The 18,573-nt window shown below is 67.1% G+C and carries 16 protein-coding genes and 1 tRNA gene; 3 read left to right on the top strand and 14 right to left on the bottom strand.

What is annotated here, in order from left to right; genetic code table 11:
• Position 1: 1 nt before the first annotated feature.
• Positions 2–1,102 carry a DUF475 domain-containing protein gene (locus EAH76_RS19830; RefSeq protein WP_140852006.1) on the bottom strand — a complete coding sequence of 367 codons (1,101 nt, stop codon included), beginning with the start codon at positions 1,100–1,102 and terminating at the stop codon, positions 2–4.
• A 170-nt stretch (positions 1,103–1,272) separates the two neighbouring features.
• Between EAH76_RS19830 and EAH76_RS19825 the strand changes: the two genes are divergently transcribed.
• Positions 1,273–1,716 (top strand): BLUF domain-containing protein, encoded by a 444-nt coding sequence (locus tag EAH76_RS19825; protein WP_161989101.1) that lies wholly within the window; start codon positions 1,273–1,275, stop codon positions 1,714–1,716.
• Between the two features lie 40 nt (positions 1,717–1,756).
• On the opposite strand, the gene EAH76_RS19820 is transcribed toward EAH76_RS19825, so the two are convergent.
• From EAH76_RS19820 to EAH76_RS19800, 5 genes are all read right to left on the bottom strand, one after another.
• Positions 1,757–2,971 carry a DUF1501 domain-containing protein gene (locus EAH76_RS19820; protein ID WP_140852004.1) on the bottom strand — a complete coding sequence of 405 codons (1,215 nt, stop codon included), beginning with the start codon at positions 2,969–2,971 and terminating at the stop codon, positions 1,757–1,759.
• Positions 2,972–2,988: 17 nt separating this feature from the next.
• Positions 2,989–4,557 carry a DUF1800 domain-containing protein gene (locus EAH76_RS19815; protein ID WP_140852003.1) on the bottom strand — a complete coding sequence of 523 codons (1,569 nt, stop codon included), beginning with the start codon at positions 4,555–4,557 and terminating at the stop codon, positions 2,989–2,991.
• A gap of 301 nt (positions 4,558–4,858) precedes the next feature.
• Positions 4,859–4,935 (bottom strand) — tRNA-Pro (locus EAH76_RS19810).
• A 49-nt stretch (positions 4,936–4,984) separates the two neighbouring features.
• Complete coding sequence (locus EAH76_RS19805; RefSeq protein ID WP_140852002.1) at positions 4,985–5,434, bottom strand: DUF1810 domain-containing protein; 450 nt, start codon at positions 5,432–5,434, stop codon at positions 4,985–4,987.
• Between the two features lie 19 nt (positions 5,435–5,453).
• On the bottom strand, positions 5,454–5,846 hold the full coding sequence (locus tag EAH76_RS19800) for a hypothetical protein (protein WP_241659807.1): 393 nt from the start codon (positions 5,844–5,846) through the stop codon (positions 5,454–5,456).
• Between the two features lie 168 nt (positions 5,847–6,014).
• Between EAH76_RS19800 and EAH76_RS19795 the strand changes: the two genes are divergently transcribed.
• On the top strand, positions 6,015–7,304 hold the full coding sequence (locus tag EAH76_RS19795; protein ID WP_140852001.1) for an adenylosuccinate synthase: 1,290 nt from the start codon (positions 6,015–6,017) through the stop codon (positions 7,302–7,304).
• 85 nt (positions 7,305–7,389) lie between these two features.
• Positions 7,390–7,704 (top strand): hypothetical protein, encoded by a 315-nt coding sequence (locus tag EAH76_RS19790; RefSeq protein WP_140852000.1) that lies wholly within the window; start codon positions 7,390–7,392, stop codon positions 7,702–7,704.
• Between the two features lie 354 nt (positions 7,705–8,058).
• Here the strand turns inward: EAH76_RS19790 and aroC are convergent, their stop codons facing one another.
• From aroC to ligD, 8 genes are all read right to left on the bottom strand, one after another.
• Entirely contained in the window at positions 8,059–9,126 is a 1,068-nt protein-coding gene (gene aroC, locus EAH76_RS19785; protein ID WP_140851999.1) for a chorismate synthase, read from the bottom strand.
• A complete protein-coding gene (locus EAH76_RS19780; protein ID WP_140851998.1) occupies positions 9,123–9,545 on the bottom strand; it encodes an endonuclease domain-containing protein in 423 nt (140 codons plus the stop codon). Before EAH76_RS19780 ends, aroC begins: the two co-directional genes overlap by 4 nt.
• A 70-nt stretch (positions 9,546–9,615) precedes the next feature.
• Complete coding sequence (gene fabI, locus EAH76_RS19775) at positions 9,616–10,419, bottom strand: enoyl-ACP reductase FabI (protein ID WP_140851997.1); 804 nt, start codon at positions 10,417–10,419, stop codon at positions 9,616–9,618.
• Positions 10,416–11,375 (bottom strand): YihY/virulence factor BrkB family protein, encoded by a 960-nt coding sequence (locus tag EAH76_RS19770; protein ID WP_140851996.1) that lies wholly within the window; start codon positions 11,373–11,375, stop codon positions 10,416–10,418. The genes fabI and EAH76_RS19770 overlap by 4 nt, the downstream gene beginning before the upstream one ends.
• Positions 11,376–11,398: 23 nt before the next feature.
• A complete protein-coding gene (locus tag EAH76_RS19765) occupies positions 11,399–12,340 on the bottom strand; it encodes a DnaJ C-terminal domain-containing protein (RefSeq protein WP_194151050.1) in 942 nt (313 codons plus the stop codon).
• Between the two features lie 76 nt (positions 12,341–12,416).
• Positions 12,417–13,307, bottom strand: coding sequence for a transglutaminase family protein (locus tag EAH76_RS19760; RefSeq protein WP_140851995.1), 891 nt, complete (start codon positions 13,305–13,307; stop codon positions 12,417–12,419).
• A 139-nt stretch (positions 13,308–13,446) separates the two neighbouring features.
• Positions 13,447–15,924, bottom strand: a complete 2,478-nt coding sequence (locus EAH76_RS19750) for a circularly permuted type 2 ATP-grasp protein (RefSeq protein WP_140851994.1) — start codon at positions 15,922–15,924, stop codon at positions 13,447–13,449.
• A gap of 82 nt (positions 15,925–16,006) precedes the next feature.
• Complete coding sequence (gene ligD / locus EAH76_RS19745) at positions 16,007–18,526, bottom strand: DNA ligase D (RefSeq protein WP_140851993.1); 2,520 nt, start codon at positions 18,524–18,526, stop codon at positions 16,007–16,009.
• Positions 18,527–18,573 lie beyond the last annotated feature (47 nt).

The following is an 18,573-nucleotide window of genomic DNA, read 5'->3' as shown; positions in this document are numbered from 1 at the left end:
CTCAGCGGGTGGGGCTGGGCGGCTCGCAATCGCCGTCGGGGAGGACCATCTCGCCGACGCCGTTATCGGCATAATCCTCGGGATGGCGCTTGCGGTGCCGGACCGAGGCGAACAGCGATAGCGCGATGAGGATCGCGCCGATCAGCCCGGTGACGATCTCGGGCGTCTCGACGCGGATACTCAGCAGCATGATCGTCGCAAGCGCGAGGATCGCATAAAAGGCGCCGTGCTCGAGATAGCGGAACTCCGCAAGATGCCCGCCATGCACCAGCGCCACCGTCATCGAGCGGACGAACATCGCCCCGATGCCGAGCCCCAGCGCGATCAGCACGATGTCGTTGGTGATCGCGAACGCGCCGATCACGCCGTCGAACGAGAAGCTCGCGTCGAGAAACTCGAGATAGATGAACGCCCCCAGCCCCGAGCGAACCACCGCCCCGGTCGCGTGATCGACATCGCCGCCAACCAGCGCACCGATCCAGTGGACGCAATAGAACGCCACCACGCCGCACAGGCCGGCGATCAGGAAGGTGCGCTGCGTCGCGCCGCCGAGCAGGAACGATAGGCCGACGATCACCGCGATGACGACGAGATAGGCCGCAAACGGGATCCGCGCGAACGCCGCAAGCGGACGCTCGATCCACGACAGCCAGACATGCTCGCGATTGGGATCGAAGAAGAAGGTCAGCCCGACGAGCAGCAGGAACGCGCCGCCGAACCCCGAAATGCCGATATGCGCGCCGGTGACGATCGCCTCGTAGCGCGCCTGATCGACCACCGCGATCCGCGCGGCCTCCCACGGGCTGATCATCGCCGACACAGCGACGATCAGGATCGGGAAGATGATCCGCATCCCGAACACCGCGATCAGCACGCCCCAGGTGAGGAAGCGGCGCTGCCAGATCGGCGCCATGTCCTTCAGGATCGAGGCGTTGACGACCGCATTGTCGAGGCTGAGCGAGGTCTCCATCGCGCCGAGCACCGCGGCGACGAAGACGAACGCTCCCGCCTGCTCGATCCCGCCGCCCTGCCAAAAGGCCAGGCCGCCGGCGAGCAGCAGGCAGACGATCGTGAACAGGATCGAGCCGTAGAAGTTTTTCATCCCGCCCCGAAAGACGATTTGGTCCGGCTTTGCAACCGAGCTTCACCGCGGGCGGTGCGATCGAATTGGGGTGACCGCACCGTAAATGTCCGATTTCGTTGCTTTACCTATCGTCATTACGTCTACGTTACGGTATGGCATTGCGGCGTTTCATTGGGAATATTCCGCCGATGATCCATTCGCTCCTCTACGTCAGTACCCAGGCGTTCACGCCCGCCGATGCCGACGCGACGATCGCGCGGATCGTCACCGGGTCGCGGCGGCGCAACGTCAGGTTCGGCGTCACGGGGGCGCTGATCGCCACGGCGCGGCGCTTCGCCCAAGTTATCGAGGGGCCATCCGACTCGATCGCGACACTGTTCGCGTCCATCCGGTTCGATCCGAGCCACCGAGACGTCACGGTCCTGCTTGCGGATACGATATCGGAGCGGCGGTTCGGCGAATGGTCGCTCGCCTATCACGGGCTTGCACCGTACCTCGAGCATGTCGTGGCACCCATGGTCGCGTCCAGGACCGTAACCGAGCGTGACGGTCATCGGCTGATCAGCGTGATGCGGTACCTCGCCGCCGAGCCGATATGGGCGTCCACGGTCCATACCACCGCCGAGTCGTAGCACACGCGTTGGCCAACCGGCGCGGCCGAACCAAACCGCGTCAGACGAGCGCGAGATCCGCCGGTACCACCCCGGCGAAGACCGAGCCGAGCCGATTGGGCGCGAGCCCGAACTGTCGCGCGGCTAGGCCGCCGAGCAGCGCGCGATAATCGGTCAGCACCGGCAGATCGCGCCCCTGGTTCAACGTCACCTGCGACAGCGCGACCTGCGGCCCGGTGATGCGCCCACCCTTCACCCCGCCGCCGAGCACCCAATAGATGCTGCCATGGCCATGGTCGGTGCCCTTGTCGCCATTCTCGTGAAAGGTGCGGCCGAATTCGGACACGACAACCACCGTCGTATGCTGCCACGCATCGGGGCCGATCGCCTCGGCAAAGCCCGCCAGACCACGGCCCAGTTCGCCGATATGCGTCGCGAGATAGCCCTGCGCGCCGCCCTGGTTGACGTGCGTGTCCCACCCGCCGACATCGACGAAGGCGAGATTGAACTGGTCGCGCATCAACGCGCCGATCCGCCGCGCCGACAGTTCGAAACCCTTGGGGCTGACCGCACCGCGGCTCGCCTGCTGCATCTCCTCATCGACGGTCCTGAAGACGCTGTCGCGCACCTGGAACCCCTCGGCGACTGCGCTGCCCAGATCGGCCGCGCCGTTATGCGTGCCGCGATACATTTGCGTGATCAGCGCGGCGTCCTTGGCCGGCACCGCAGGCTTCGATCCGATCGCGCCAAGCCCGACATTGGGGATCACCGGCCCGCCGCGGAAGCACAGCGGCAATTGGTCGGTGAACGCGATCGGCTTGTCCTGCCCGAGCGCCGCGGCGAGCCGCGCCATGAAGCCCGAATTGTAATCGCGATGCCCGCCAATCGGCTGGCCGAGCTCGATCGTGTCCTGCGTCTCGAAATGGCTGCGGCTCATATCGTCGGTGCCGACGAACGGGACGAAGGCGATCTGCTGCTTCTGCCACAGCGGATAGATCGACTCCTTGAGCGCCGGATGGAGGCTCCAGTCGGCATCGAGCGCGAGCGGCGCGTTCGGATCCGCCGGATTGGGCTTGCCGAGCGCGATCGTCGGGCGTGACGCGTGATAGAAATCGCTTCCCGTCGGCGCGATGATGTTGGCGGCATCATACGCCCCACGCAGGAACACGACGAGCATCCGGCTCCCCGCCTGCGGCGCGGCAAACGCGCGGCCGGCGATGACGAGCGGGGCCAGCGCCGCGGCGCCAGTGAGCAATTGACGACGGTCGATCAGCATCAGCGGTCTCCGTAAATTCAGCGCCGCATGAAGTCGGGCGAGGACAGGAACAAAGCGTTCCACTGCTGGGGCGCGGTCGCCTGCGCGAGTGCCGCCTTGGTCGGCCAGGCGACGCGTGGCGCGATCGCGGTGTAATAAGCGGCGGTCTGCAAGTGCGGCAGTGGCGGCGCGGGCAGCACCGCTACAGGCGGCAGCGGCAACGCAGCGGGAACCACCGCCGGCATCGTACCCGGCGCGACGGTCGCGGCCGGCGGCGGCGGCGGCTTGAACAGGGCGTTCGCCCCGCTGCCGATCTGGCGCGCGATCTCGAAGCGGACCGACATCTGGCCGGGGCTGGTCCAGGCGGCGGATTCGAGCGGGAAGCCATCGGGGGTCTCGCGCGCATAAAGCCCCTCGCCCATCCGGTTGAGCCAGCCGAGGATCGGCTGCGGATTGAGGATCGTCCGGTCGCCGTACATCAGCCGGACCGCCGACACGGTATATTGCACCGGATCCTTGAAGCGCGTGCCGGGCGAGCGGCGAAACTCGGGCGCGCGGATCATCGCGCGCAGCACCGCGGCGATGTCGCCATCGGTCTTGCGCCAGGCCGCGGTCATCCGGTCGATCACCGCGGGCGGCGGCCGGTCGCCCAGGAAATAGGTCGCGAGCTGGAGCGACACGTGGTGCGCGGTCGCCGGCGCGCGGGCGATCAGGTCGAGCGCGGTCTCGACCTCGCCAAATCCGCTGCCCTTGATCGTCTGGCCGAGGAACTGCTTGTCGCCGAAATCGTGGCGGTTGGGATTGAACTCGAACAGCCCGGCGCGCAGGTACAAGGCCTGCCGCTGCGGATTGAGCTTGGGTGCGGTCGGGCTGAGATCGACGCCGACGCCGGTCAGGATCCGAGCGAGTTCCTGCACGTCCTTCTGCGTATAATCGGTCCCCACCCCCATCGAGTGGAGCTCCATGATCTCGCGCGCGTAATTCTCGTTGATATGGCCGGCGGCGTTCTGGTCGTTGTCGAGATATCGCAGCATCGCGGGATGCTTGAGCGTCGCCTCGAGCAGGTCGCGGAACTTGCCGAACGCGTGGTCGCGCACCGTCTCCTCGTAATCGCCGACCATCGCGCGAATATCGCGCTTTTGCGCCTGGACGCTGAAATGGTTCATCCAGAACCAGGTCATCTGCTCGCGGAGCTGATCAGGCGCGTAATTGTCGCGCAGCAGCGAGCGCGCCGCGGCTTCGTTGGCGAGCGCGGTCATGTCGCGCTGATACGCGGTGCGCGCCGCGTCACGCCGCGCGACGTCGGGCAGCTTGCCGGCATAGCGGTTGGCGGCGTCGGCATCGACGACGAGCTGGGCAACAGGCGTACGGCTGATCCGCATCGCGGCGATTTGCGCGGCGATCGCGGGCGGCAGCGTGTCGTCGGGATGCTTGAGCTGCGCATCGAGCCAGGCGGCACTGCCCGGCTGCGGCCCGCCAAGCGACTGTGAAGAAACGCCCCAAGTCAAACGATTCGCCAAGGCAGCATTGTCCCCGTCGCGCGAAGCAGCGATCGCCGGGGTCGTGCCCGTCAGCAAAAGCAACAGGCACACGGAACAGGTGCGCATTTCGATCTCCTTTCGACACCGATATCGCAATACAACGCTTAACCGCGGCTGTAGCCCCGCTTGATGACACCGAATTCATGGTGCGGCGGGAGGGAGAGGGTCGTGGCCTCCCCGATCGTCTATACAGTGACCTCGGTTCACTAAGGGCGCGAGCGGCGGGAAGCGGCACCGCGACGGCGTGACCGATCCGTCATTTTGTATGGCGCAGGCGCGCGTGATCGCGGGAACGGCGGGTCGATGGCCGCAGCATCGCGCTATGGCGATCGAGCGGCCCGGTGATCGAGCCGTAAAAGTAACGAGATGGTCGGGGAGACAGGATTCGAACCTGCGACATCCTGCTCCCAAAGCAGGCGCGCTACCGGACTGCGCCACTCCCCGACGTTGGATGCGCTTAGGCGGGTGCTGCGCGAAGCGCAAGGGCAGACCGTCAGGACCGGATGTTGGTATCCCCCGACACCGGGCACACCCGTTCGAGCGTCCGCTCGTCTGAAACGCCGTCGAACCATTGGGCGAGCGCTTCGCTAAACAGCGGCTCGTCGCTGGCGAGCAGGAACAGCGTCAAGGACGAGCGCAGCTTGGCGGCATCGACCTCGCCGAACACCGCCTGGGCGGTGGATCCGCCAACACCGTCGAGCGTCGCGACGCAGCGACGCAACCGCGCGCCGAGGACAGGATGCGCGAGATAGGCACGCGCCTCGTCGAGCGAGCCGATCGCGTAGCGCTGCGCCATCGCGCTGTGCCCCAGGCCAGCGAATTGTGGAAAGATGAACCACATCCAGTGGCTGCGTTTCGCGCCACCCCGGATTTCGGCGAGCGCCGTGTCGAAGGTCAATTCCTGCGCGGCGACGAACCGTGCCAGGTCGAAGCGGTCGGGCATCGGCGCGCGCAGCCCCGCCTCAGCGCCTTCCGCTCTGGCGCGGATATCCGAAGCGGCTGCTCTCGAACGAGACCGTCGCGGCCGCGTTGTCGCCGAGCGGGACCTGCGCGACGCCGTACAGCGCGCGCGCGCCGTTCGAGCCGATCATCGCGCCGACCTCGCCGTGAATACCGAGCGTCTTGCGCTCGGACTCGGGCATTTCGCCGCGTGCGGCGGCGGCGCTTTCGGGCGTGGTGTGATCGAGGATCGCGAGACGCTGCTCGTCGGTCAGCCGGATCGTGTCGGTCGATGCCGTCGGCGCGGGGGCAGGCGCGGATTGGGCAAACACCACCACCGGCGCGCATGCGAAACCCGCGGCAAGCACGACGCCAAGCGCGTGGCGGAGACGGCAGGACTGAATCGAAACGACCATAAAACGTGTATAACTCAAGCAACCCGTCCCCAACATGAACCGCACGCGTCGAGTTGGCAACGGAGCCGACGGCGACATGTCCGCCCGCCGACCGCTTGCATTAGACATGGACCCCCCGCCCCCTGCGCATTAGGGCTGCACCGAAAATGTAACAGCAGGTAGAAAACCGTGGGAAACGTAGCAGTGATCGGCGCCCAATGGGGCGATGAGGGCAAGGGCAAGATCGTCGACTGGCTCGCCGAGCGCGCCGATGTCGTCGTGCGCTTCCAGGGCGGGCACAATGCCGGCCATACGCTCGTCGTCGGCGAGAGCGTGTACAAGCTCTCGCTGCTCCCCTCGGGCATCGTGCGCGGTACGCCCTCGGTGATCGGCAATGGCGTCGTGCTCGACCCCTGGGCGCTAAAAGCCGAGGTGGAGAAATTGCGCGGACAGGGCGTGACGATCACCCCCGACACGCTGATGGTGTCCGACACCTGCGCGCTGATCCTGCCGTTCCACCGCGACCTCGACGGTCTGCGCGAGGACGCGAGCGGCGCCGGCAAGATCGGCACGACGCGCCGCGGCATCGGCCCGGCCTATGAGGACAAGGTCGGCCGCCGTGCTATCCGCGTCTGCGACCTCGCGCACCTCGACGCGCTCGACGCGCAGCTCGACCGGATCAGCGCGCATCACGACGCGCTGCGCGCAGGCTTTGGCGAGCCGCCGGTCGATCGCGCCGCGCTGGTCGAAGCGTTGCGCGAGATCGCGCCGTTCGTCCTGCCCTTCGCCAAGCCGACCTGGCGCAACCTCAACGCCGCCAAGGCCGCGGGCAAGCGCATCCTGTTCGAGGGCGCGCAGGGCGTGCTGCTCGACGTCGATCATGGCACCTACCCGTTCGTCACCTCGTCGAACACCATCTCGGGTACCGCCGCGGGCGGTTCGGGCCTCGGGCCGAGCGCGGTCGGCTTCGTGCTCGGGATTGCCAAGGCGTATACCACGCGCGTCGGCTCGGGGCCCTTCCCGACCGAACTCGAAGATGCGACCGGCGAGCAGCTGGGAGTGCGCGGGCATGAGTTCGGCACCGTCACCGGGCGAAAGCGCCGCTGCGGCTGGTTCGATTCGGTGCTGGTGCGCCAATCGGCAGCGGTCGGCGGCATCACCGGGATCGCGCTGACCAAGATCGACGTGCTCGACGGCTTCGACGAAGTGAAGATCTGCACCGGCTATTCCCTGCGCGGCGAGACGCTCGATTATTACCCGGCGCACGCCGCCGACCAGGCCGAGGTCGAGCCGATCTACGAATCGATGCCCGGCTGGCAGGAAACGACCGCTGGCGCGCGCAGCTGGGCCGATCTGCCGGCGCAGGCGATCAAGTACATCCGCCGGATCGAGGAGCTGATCCGCTGCCCGGTGGCGCTGGTTTCGACCAGCCCCGAGCGCGACGACACGATCCTCGTGCGCGACCCCTTCTCCGACTGAAGCAAAGAAAACCCCGGCCGCGCTTGCGCGCGACCGGGGGCCGTGACGAACCGAAGGGGGACTCGGTTACATCGGGCGCTTCTTCTTGGACTTGCTCTGCGTCGTCGTGGTCGTCGAGTCAGTCGGGGTCTGGGTCGACATGGTCGAGTCGGTGGTCGACGTCGTGGTCGCGGTCGAGTCGGGCGTCGACATCGCGGGGTCCGCGGTCGTCGGTGCCGAAGTGCCCGGCGAGGAGGTCATCGGTCCGGTCGTCATCGGCCCGCTGGTCGACGGCGAGGACGTCGTCGGTGCGCCTGGCGATGCCGGCGTGGTCTGCGCGAGCGCTGCCGACGAGAGAGTCATTGCAGCAATTGCCGTGAGGGTTGCGATACGCATGGGTCGGTCCTTTGGAATGACGTGACCATCGAATGGGTCAGGCATAAGAACGACCGTACCGACATTTGGTCGCTCCATTTGTCGCTCTAAAGCAACAATTTGTCTTCTTGTTGCGAATTGGGTGCAAAAGCCCCAATATGTTTGCGAGATCTTTCGGTACGCGCTGCACTGCAGCACGATGCTTCGCGAAATGATCGCTGGGCCCGCGCTCTGCGGCAGGCATATTGTATCGGGTTACCGTCAGCATCCGCGCCCAGCCGTCACCCCAGCAAAAGCTGGGGTCTCATGGGGCGATCCATGCGCCCCGACGGCTTGAGATCCCAGCTTCCGCTGGGATGACGGGGATACGGGCGCGCGGAACGCTAACCGCTACGTGGCATCAGCCGACCTGTGCCCGGTGCAGGAGCTTGTGGTCGGCCAACACCAACGCGACCATCGCCGCCACGACCGGGGCGCCGCGGATCCCGACGCAAGGGTCGTGGCGCCCCTTGGTCATGATCTCGGTCGCCGCGCCCGAACGATCGATCGTCTCGACCGGGGTGAGGATCGACGCGGTCGGCTTGAACGCGACGCGCAGCGTGATCGGCTGGCCGGTCGCGATCCCGCCGGCGATCCCGCCGGCATGGTTGGCGAGGAACGCGGGGCCGTTTTCGCCAGGGCGCATCGCGTCGGCATTGTCCTCGCCGCGCAAGGTCGCCGCGGTGAAGCCGTCACCGATCTCGACGCCCTTGACCGCGTTGATCCCCATGCAGGCGGCGGCAAGCTCGGCGTCGAGCTTGGCATAGAGCGGCGCGCCCCAGCCGGCCGGAACGCCCGTCGCCGCGCAACCGATCACAGCACCGAGCGACGAGCCGGCTTTGCGCGCGCTATCGACCAGCGTTTCCCAGCGGGCTGCCGCGACCGGGTCGGGGCAGAAAAACGGATTGCGGGCGATCTCGTCCGCGTCGAAATTGGCCGGGTCGATTGCATCGCCGCCGATCGCCTCGACCCAGGCGGTGATCGTCACTTCAGGGATCACCAGCCGCGCCACCGCACCCGCCGCGACGCGCGACGCGGTCTCGCGCGCCGAAGAGCGCCCGCCCCCGCGATAATCGCGGAAGCCGTATTTGGCATCATAGGCGTAATCGGCATGGCCTGGGCGATACGCCTTGGCGACGTCGCTATAATCCTTCGAGCGCTGATCGACATTGTCGATCATCAGGCTGATCGGCGTGCCGGTGGTGCGCCCCTCGAACACGCCCGAGAGGATGCGGACCTGGTCGGGCTCCTGCCGCTGCGTGGTGAAGCGCGAGGTGCCGGGACGTCGCTGGTCGAGGAACGGCTGGAGATCGCTCTCGGTAATCGCGATGCCGGGAGGGCAGCCATCGACGACCGCGCCGATCGCTGGACCGTGCGATTCGCCCCAGGTGGTGAAACGGAAGGCGTGGCCGAAGGTGTTGTAGCTCATGATCTCCTCTCCCCATGGGGGAGAGGAAGGGGCCCGCCCGGCATAGCCGGGTGGGAAGGTGAGGGTCCGAACGCGGAGCGAATGACCTGCGTCACGCCCTCCACATTTTCCATCACGTCAGCATTGCAAAACCGCAGCACACGATAGCCTTCTCGTTCGAGAAAAGCGGTACGACGCGCGTCGCGCTCTTCATTACCCATATGCGTTTCGCCGTCGATCTCGACCACGAGCCGCGCCGCCTGGCAGACAAAATCTGCGTAGAACGGCCCCAGGCGTTGCTGGCGGCGGAATTTGTGGCCGTCAAGCGCGCTGCCGCGCAGTACGGCCCAAAGCCTTGTCTCGGCGGCGGTGGCATTGCGGCGCAATTCTCGAGCGCGTTCGATGCTGCCGTCGCCGACGGTGTACCGCGATCTCGTCACAGCCCCTCACCCTTCCCACCGCTTCGCGGCGGGCCCCTTCCCTCTCCCCCGAAGGGGAGAGGGAGAAGGCTCACGCCAGCGCGATGTCCGGCGCATCCTCCGCTTTCATGCCGATCACATGATAGCCGGCATCGACATGATGCGTCTCGCCCGTAACGCCGCTTGCGAGATCGCTGAGCAGATAGAGCCCGGCGCCGCCGACATCCTCGATCGTGACGTTGCGCTTCAACGGCGAGTTCAGCTCGTTCCACTTGAGGATCAGGCGGAAGTCGCCGATCCCGCTCGCGGCGAGCGTCTTGATCGGCCCGGCCGAGATCGCGTTGACGCGGATATTGTTGCGCCCCAGATCGACCGCGAGATATTGCACGCTGGTCTCGAGCGCGGCCTTGGCCACGCCCATTACGTTGTAATGCGGAATGACCTTCTCGGCGCCGTAATAGCTAAGCGTCAGCAGCGATCCGCCATTCGGCATCATCGCCGCCGCGCGCTTGCACACCGCGACGAACGAATAGACCGAAATGTTCATCGTCATCAGGAAGTTGTCGAGGCTGGTGTCGACATAGCCGCCACGCAGCTCGTTCTTGTCCGAGAAGCCGATCGCATGGACGACGAAATCGATCGTCGGCCATTCCTTCGCCAGATCGGCAAAGGTCGCATCGAGCGCGCCCATGTCCGACACGTCGCAATCGAACAGCCGCGCGACGCCCAATTGCTCGGCAAGCGGGCGGACGCGCTTCTCCATCGCCTCGCCCTGGTAGCTGAAGGCGAGCTCCGCCCCCGCCTCGCTCAGCTTCTTCGCAATCCCCCAGGCGAGCGAGCGATCATTGGCAAGCCCCATGATCAGCCCGCGCTTGCCTGCCATCAATTCCGTCACGCTATCACCACCTCATTGGTTTCAGGCGTGCTCTCTACCCCGTGTTCGGTCGGTTCCGCCAGTGCCGCGTTCAAATGCGCACCGAACACGATGCCGAGACCGACCAGAAAGAAGAACAACAAGGCAATGATCACGCCCGCAAGACTGCCATAGGTGAGATCATAACTGCCGAGCCGCGACAGCACGACGGGCAGTAAGGCAGTGATGCTGACCCACCAGACGGTGGTGAACAGCGCGCCGGGCCATTTCGGGCATTTGCTCAGGCGATACTTGGAGGGGGTGACCGAGAAGAACAGGATGTAGAGCGCGCCGAACATCACCACGCCGGGCACGATCCGCGACAGCCCGACCCAGCCCGCGACATTCTGGGCGAACGGCAACAGCGTGTAGATGAACCGCTCGATCGCGGTCATCAGCCCCTGGACGAGGAACGACAGCAGCGCGAGCACGACCGAGGCGATGATGACGAGCATCGAGCTCAGGCGGTAATGCCAGAACGGCTTGGTCGAGACGACGCCGTAGGCGCGGCGGAAGATGTCGCGGATCGTCTCGACGAAACTGCCGACCGACCACAAGGCGACGATGGCGCCGACCCACAGCAGCGATCCGGTCCGCGCGAGCAGCACGTCGTGGATCGGCTTTTCCAGCAATTCGGCGACGTTGGCGGGCAGCACGTGGAGGAACGAGGCGACCGCGCGCTGCGTCTCGGTGCTCTGCCCGATCAGCGAGGCGATCGCGGCCGCCAGGATGAAGAACGGAAACACCGTGACCAGCGCCAGATAGGCCAGATTGCCGGCGTGGATGAATCCGTCCGACAACACGCCGATCAGGACACGGCGCAGGATCTGCCAGGTGCGCGCCAGAAGCCGCGCGGCGGGCGGTACGTCGTTGGGGGAAACACCCGCCTCGCCACGGGCGGCGCGGACTTCAGGCGAGGCGGGGGAAAGCTGACTCAAGCGTTAAGCTCCGGTTAAAACACTCAGACGTCCATCCCTGCCCGTGGGTTCCGTACATCGCTGTCTTTCCAGCCTTCGACAAATTCCGTCAGCGCAGCATCGTCGGCCGGGAGATCGACCATCAGCGTCACGAGCTGGTCGCCGCGCGTGCCGTCCTTGCGGTGGAATCCACGGCCGCGCAGCCGCAGCGTCTTACCAGAACTAGAGCCCTTTGGGACGGTGAGCATCACCGCACCCTCGGCCGTCGGCACGCGCACGCTTGCGCCGAGCACCGCTTCGGCGAGGCTGATCGGCAGATCGAGCCGGACGTCGTCGCCAACGCGCTCGAAGAAGCGATGCGTCAGCACGTTGATCGTCACGATGCCGTCGCCATTGCCCCCCGGCCCCGGCTGCCCCTTGCCGGCAAGCCGCACCTGCGCGCCGCTTTCAAGCCCCGCGGGGAGCTTGAGGTCGATCGTCTTGCTGTCGCCGAGCGTGATGCGCTGCGGCTTGGCGGCGACCGCGTCGATGAACGGGACGTCGAGCTTGTAGAGGACGTTGCCGCCCTTGGGCTGCTCGCGCCGCCCGAAACCGCCGAACCCGCCGGCAAAGCCACCACGGCCACCGCCGCCGCTCCCCGAGAACATGTTCTCGAAGATGTCGCTGAGGTCGGGCCCATCGGCCTGGAAGCCGCCACCGCCCGGCCCGGGGCGGAAGCCGCCGGGGTTGCCCGCGCCCGAACCAAAGCCGAACGGCGCGGCGGGATTGCCATCGCCGTCGATCTCGCCGCGGTCGAAGCGCGCGCGCTTGTCCTTGTCGTTGAGCAGATCATAGGCTTGCGTCACGGTGCTGAAGCGCTCGCTCGCCTTGGGATTGTCCTTGTTCTTGTCGGGATGCAGTTCCTTGGCGAGCTTGCGATACGCCTTCTTGATATCGGCCTCGCTCGCGGTCCGCGCCACGCCCAGCGTTGTGTAAGGATCGGCCACAAAAGTCCCCGGTAGTCTGGATTAGAATAATGGCGCCTATCTGGGGTATCGTCGCCCTGAGTGCAAACGCCGTTCGTTACGCCGCCGCTTCCAGCACCGGCGCGACATCGACGCTGACGTCCATCTTCTGCGCGCCCGAGCCGAGCACGACGCCGTCGATCGGCGCGATCTCGCCATAGTCGCGGCCGATCGCCATGACGATATGGTCGCCCGCCATCCAGATGCCGTTGGTCGGATCGACCCCGACCCAGCCGAGCTCGGCGCCGCACCACAGCAGCACCCAGGCGTGCGTCGCATCGGCGCCGACGAGGCGTGGCTGGCCGGGCGGCGGGATCGTGCGGATATAGCCCGAGGCATAGGCGGCGGGCAGCCCGGCGGCGCGCAGGCCGGTGATCATGATCTGCGCGAAATCCTGGCAGACGCCGCCGCGCTTCATGAATGCCTCGTGCGGCGAGGTATCGACCAGGGTCGCCTCGGCATCGAAGGCGAAATCGTGCTGGATCCGCTGCGCCAGCGCGATCGCGGCGTCGAGCGCGGGGCGATCGGGGTGCAGATCGGCCGCACACCATTCGGCGATGTCGCGGTCGAGCGGGATCAGCGGCGACGGGAACAGATAGGCGGCGGGGCCGGCGGGCGACGGATCGCGGCTCGATCGCGCGGCGCTGGCGATATCGCGCAGTGCCGGCGAGCCGTTCGACGGCATCGGCACCGGGCGGTCGATCTCGATCCGCGACACGCTTTCGATCGTCAGATGGCGGACCGGCTGCTCGACCACCATCCGCATGACATTGGCGAGCCCTGCCTCGGCGCGCGCCGGCGCGACGCGACCCGAGGGCGAGATCGTCAGTTTATAGTCGAGCAGGTTCTGGCCCGACCAATGGATCGGTTTGAGCCGCAGATTGCAGCGCGCGAATTTGACGCGCGCGCCGTAGTCGAAGTGGGTCACGTGGCGGATGTCGTAGATCATTACTTTCCTCCCCTCCCTGGAAGGGAGGGGTTGGGGGTGGGTCGGCCCGTGGAGAGGTCGACGCCCGCATTAGACCGACCCACCCCCAGCCCCTCCCTTCCAGGGAGGGGAGGACATGGGATGGAGCGCATCGCACACCTCATGCCAGCGTCATCCCCGCCGCGCGCAGCGGCTCCGCCCCTTGCAGGAAATAGCGCCGCGCGACCGCCTCGGACAATTGGAACAGCCGTCGCTCGACATCGCCGAGAATGTCGGCGTCGAGCCCCGCCGCCGTCGCGGTCGAGACGATTGCGTGGAGTACGGTGCCCTGAATCTGCTGCGGCTCCTCCATCCCGTCATCCTCGAGCACCGGCAGCGCGGTCAGATGCTCGCAGATCCGGCAGATCTGGAACGCGAGCGAGCGCGGGTTGCCCGGATCGAGCGCGACGAGATCGACCACTGGCACGCGCGCGATTCCCGTCAGATAGCGCTGGCGATAGCTGATCTGGCTGTCGGCGAGGTCGAGCAAGGTCGACAGATCATCGAGGCTCGCCTGCGCCATACCGAACGCGCGCACCGCGCGCGTGACGCTCAGCGCGCGCTCGAGCCGGCGGCCGAGATCATGGAAGCGCCACGCCGCGGTCCGCCCCATATGCTCGGCGGAAAGCCCCGACAGCGCGGCATAGCGCCGCTGCAGCGACCCGGCGCGATCGAGCATCCCGCCCTTGCTGGGATAGGGCGCGTCGAGCAGCCGCACGACATCGGCCGCCAACCGATCGCGCGAGCCCTGTCCGATCCCGCGCGCGAGCCGGTTGATCGTGCGGACGCTGTGCCAGCCGGCATCCTCCATCGCGGTGCGCGCGAGCGCGGCGAGATCGGCGCGGCGCAGCGTCGCGGGGTGCGGCGCGGCGCCGCCATTGATCACGAGGCCGACGAGCCGCCCGACGGTCTCGGCCGAGAGCGCGGCGCCGGCATCGGCATCGATCGAATTGCCGAGCATCACGCGGACGATGCCGAGCAGTGCCTCGCCGCGTTCGAGATAGCGGCCGAGCCAGAAAAAATTGTCGGCGACGCGGCTCGGCAAGGTGCCGGGGTTGCGCCGCACATGGATCGTGTCGGCGGGTGGCAGCAGCGACACCGGCGCGACCGCCTCGGCGCCGTAGATCGCGACATCGGCCGACCAGTTCCCCTCGCCCATCACTGCCGCGCGCGGATCGGGATGTTCGCCGATTCGCGCAAAGCCGCCGGGCAGCACGGTCCATCCCCCGTCGGCGCCGCGTGCCGCGAACACGCGCAGCGTGAAGGGCCGCGCAGCGAGCCCGGCGTCGGTCACCACCGGCATGGTCGAAAGCCGGACGATCTCCTGCCCGACATAGTCCTGCGGGCGGCGCGCCATGTCGTCGAGCAGCGCGTCGCGCGCCGCGCCGGTGATATCGGCGCCATGCATCGCCACGCCGCCGGGCAAGCCGAGCGGCGCAACGCCGAAAGCGGGGCCGATCAGCATCCGGTCGAAATCTTCGATCACCTCGCTGCGTGCGCGGTCCTGCCCGCACCACCAGGTCGCGATATTGGGCAGGATCAGGTCGGCGCCGAGCAGCCGCGTCGCGAGCGCCGGGAGGAACGCGCCGAACGCCGCCGATTCGAGCACGCCCGCGCCCGGCACGTTGGCGATCACGACATTGCCCGCCGCCGCCGCGTCGATCAGCCCAGCGACGCCGATGTGCGAATGCGAATCGAACGCCAGTGGATCGAGCAGCCGCGGATCAATGCGGTGCCACAGCGCATCGACCCGCTTCATCCCGTCGATCGTGCGGATGTAAAGCTTGTCTTCGAGCGCGGCGAGATCGGCGCCCTCGACCAGCAGGAAGCCGAGATAGCGCGCGAGATGCGCCTGTTCCGCATAGCTCGCGCTGTAGCGGCCGGGGGTGAGCAGCCCGATGCGCGGCTCGACCCGGCGGCAGGCGGCGGCGAGACCATCGCGGAACGCCGCGAAGAACGGCGCGTGACGCTGGACGTTGAGCCGCGATTGCAGCCCGCCCAAAGTCCGCGCGATCGCCAGCCGGTTCTCGAGCGCATAGCCCGCGCCCGCGGGGCTGCGCAGATGGTCCGCCAGCACGCGCCATTCGCCGGTCGGCCCGCGGCCGAGATCGACCGCGATGAACTGGAGGTGGTGCCCGCCCGGCGGCACCAGCCCTGCCATCGGGCGCAGGAAGAAGGGCGAGCCGCCGACCAACGCCGCCGGGATCAGCCCGCGCGCGACGAGCGTCGCGTCGCCGTACAGATCGCCGATCACGGTCTCGAGCAGATCGGCGCGCTGGACGATGCCGGCCTCGATCGTGCGCCATTCCTCGGCGTCGATCAGTAGCGGGACGGGCGAGAGCGGCCACGGCCGTTCCTCGCTTTCGCCGATGATTCGGAAGCCTGTGCCGATGTCCTCGGCATGCCGCTGGACCCGCTCGCGCGCCTGGCCGAGATCGTCGCCGGCGACCGCGGCGAGCTCCTCGAACATCGCGCTCCACGCCGGGTCGGCGTCGGTGGCGAGCACATCCCCGGTCAGCGCGCGCGCGCGATAGTCGGCGATCCAACGCGCGGCATGCGTAGCGGGGTCGAGCAACGAAGGCGCGGCAACCGTAGCCATCGAAATTCTCAAACCCCCAAAATAGCGCGGCCGACAAGGCCACAATCGCTTCGCAGGTGCAACCGACTAAAGCGGATTACGATCACAGATCGGGCAAAACCTGGTCCGCAACACCCCATCCGGCGAGATCGCGCGAGCCGGCGCGTGCGATCAGCTCGGCCGCATCGCGCACGCTCCAGCGCGCGGCCGTGTCGATGTCGCGCAGTTCGGTCCATGAGACCGGCGCGGCGACGGGCGCCCCGGCGCGGGCGCGAGCGACATAGGGCAGCACCGCGGTGGCGCCGCGCTGGTTGCGCAGCCAGTCGATGAAGATCCGCCCCTTGCGCTTGGCCTTGGACATGGTCGCGAGGAAGCGATCGGGCTCGGCCTCGCCGAGGGCGCGGGCGAAGCGGTCGGCGAAATCCTTGACCGCGGGCCACTCGGCCTGCGGGGTGAGCGGCACGACGACATGGACGCCCTTCCCACCCGACAGCATCGCGAAGCTCACGAGCCCGAGTTCGGCGAGATGTTCCTTCAAGTCCGCCGCGGCCTTTTTGACCACGTCGAAGCCGAGTTCCTCGTCGGGGTCGAGATCGAACACCATCCGGTCGGGCTGTTCGAGGCTGCCGACCGATGAGCCCCAGCCGTGGAATTCGATCGTCCCCATCTGGACGCAGGCGACCAGGCCATCGGCGTCGTCGACATAGAGATAGTCCTCGCTCGACCCGTCCTTCTCCTTGATCGGCACCTTGTGGACGTGGTCGCCCTTAAAGCTGCCGGCGTCGTGCTTCTGGAAGAAGCAGGTTTTCGCGCGGCCCTGCGGGCAGCGCACCAGGCTGATCGGGCGGTTGCCGGCGAAGGGGAGCATGATGGCGGACATCTGCGCATAATAGTCGGCGAGCTCGCCCTTGGTGACGTTCGACTCGGGAAAAATCACCCGGTCGCGGTTGCTGACCTTGATGTGGATTTCGGGGATGTGGATATCTGCCGCATCGACGGCCACCGGTGTCTCGGCGACGACGTCGCTCGCGGCCTTGTCCTCGCGCAGGCCGAGGAAACTCGAATGGCGCAGCACGCCGTCGGGTGTGGTCTCGGCATATGCGACTTCGGCGACGAGTTCGGGCTTGACCCAATGCGCGCCGCGGACGGCGGCGCGCGGCGCCTCCACCGTCGGCGTCTTGCGCTCGATCTTCTTCAATCGGTCGCTCAATTCCATCATGAAATCGGTGCTGAAGCCGGTTCCGACCTTGCCGGCATAGATGAGCCCGTTGGAACCGTTGAGCCCGAGCAGCAGCGAGGCGAAGCCGCGCGACTTCGCGCTCGCGGTCCAGCCGACGATGACGAATTCCTGGCGCTGCGTGCATTTGATCTTGAGCCACGCCTGCGTCCGCTTGCCGCGATACGGCGCATCGGCGCGCTTCGATACGACGCCTTCATAGCCTTCGCGGCACATCGTCTCGAACAGTTGCTCGCCCTGGCCGATGATATGCTCGGAATATTGGACGCGTGCGTCCGTCCCGTCGATCAGCGGCGCGAGCCGGTCTTTGCGCGCGCTGTTGGGGAGTCCGGTCAGGTCCTCACCGTCGAGCTGGAGCAGGTCGAAGGCGAAGAAGGTCATCTCGCCGCCGCTCGAAATGGCATTCTTGAGTGTCGAGAAATCGGGCTTGCCGTCCTTGAACGCGACGATCTCGCCGTCGAGCACTGCGGTCTTGGCGGGGAGCTTGGCGACGGCGTCGGCGATGGCCTGGAACTTGTCGGTCCAGTCGAGGCCTGAGCGGGTGAAGACCGTGGCCTTGCCCTTGGCGACCGCGATCAGCGCGCGATAGCCGTCGTATTTCACCTCGTGGAGCCATTGGTTTCCCGACGGCACCGCATCGACCAGCGTGCACAGCTGCGGCTCCACAAATCCTCCCTCGCGCAGCGGGGGAGGTGGCGAGCGCAGCGAGACGGAGGGGGCCTCGCCACGAGCGCCGCGCTTGGGTCGCCCCCCTCCACCACTCGCTGCGCGAGCGGTCCCCCTCCCCCGCTTCGCGGGGGAGGATTTAGAAGGTTTAGCCTCCGCAATCTCCGCCATCGTCCGCCCGGTCGCGACACTCGTCAGCCCGGTCTCGACCAACGTGTCGGTCCCGCCCGCCTCGGCATCGCCGACCTTGCCGAGCAGCCAGTTCTCGCCCTTCTCCTTGCCGCGCGGCTTGAGGCGGATCAGCATCCACTCGCCCTTCATCCGCTCGCCCTCGAGCACGAAGTGGAGATGGCCCTGCTCGATATCCTTCGCGCTTTTGCCCGCGATCGGCGCCCAGGTGCCGCTGTCCCACAGCATCACCGTGCCGCCGCCATATTCGCCCTGCGGGATCGTCCCTTCGAAATCGGCGTAGGAGAGCGGATGGTCTTCGGTGTGGACGGCGAGGCGCTTCTGGTCGGGATCGATGCTCGGGCCGCGTGTGACCGCCCAGCTCTTGAGCACGCCGTCGACTTCGAGGCGGAAGTCCCAGTGGAGGCGGGAGGCGTCGTGCTTCTGGACGATGAAGCGGTTGCCGTGGCCGGGGTCGAGCGTGCCCGCGGGCTCGGCGGTCTTCGCAAAATCGCGCTTGGCGTTATATTTGGCGAGCGGATCGGACGTCACGCCTCCCCTCCCTGGAAGGGAGGGGTCAGGGGGTGGGTCGGCCCGTT

Origin of the sequence: Sphingomonas glacialis, assembly GCF_006439055.1 — a bacterium.
Classification (GTDB): domain Bacteria; phylum Pseudomonadota; class Alphaproteobacteria; order Sphingomonadales; family Sphingomonadaceae; genus Sphingomonas; species Sphingomonas glacialis_A.
Note: the sequence above shows the minus strand (reverse complement) of the source record. Positions and strands in the feature narration are given on the sequence as shown.

Bases quoted from the DNA above. Each gene is read 5' to 3' on its own strand.
- EAH76_RS19830 (WP_140852006.1), bottom strand. From the start codon at position 1,102: ATGAAAAACTTCTACGGCTCGATCCTGTTCACGATCGTCTGCCTGCTG.
- EAH76_RS19825 (WP_161989101.1), top strand. From the start codon at position 1,273: ATGATCCATTCGCTCCTCTACGTCAGTACCCAGGCGTTCACGCCCGCC.
- EAH76_RS19820 (WP_140852004.1), bottom strand. From the start codon at position 2,971: ATGCTGATCGACCGTCGTCAATTGCTCACTGGCGCCGCGGCGCTGGCC.
- EAH76_RS19815 (WP_140852003.1), bottom strand. From the start codon at position 4,557: ATGCGCACCTGTTCCGTGTGCCTGTTGCTTTTGCTGACGGGCACGACC.
- EAH76_RS19805 (WP_140852002.1), bottom strand. From the start codon at position 5,434: ATGCCCGACCGCTTCGACCTGGCACGGTTCGTCGCCGCGCAGGAATTG.
- EAH76_RS19800 (WP_241659807.1), bottom strand. From the start codon at position 5,846: ATGGTCGTTTCGATTCAGTCCTGCCGTCTCCGCCACGCGCTTGGCGTC.
- aroC (WP_140851999.1), bottom strand. From the start codon at position 9,126: ATGAGCTACAACACCTTCGGCCACGCCTTCCGTTTCACCACCTGGGGC.
- EAH76_RS19760 (WP_140851995.1), bottom strand. From the start codon at position 13,307: ATGATCTACGACATCCGCCACGTGACCCACTTCGACTACGGCGCGCGC.
- EAH76_RS19750 (WP_140851994.1), bottom strand. From the start codon at position 15,924: ATGGCTACGGTTGCCGCGCCTTCGTTGCTCGACCCCGCTACGCATGCC.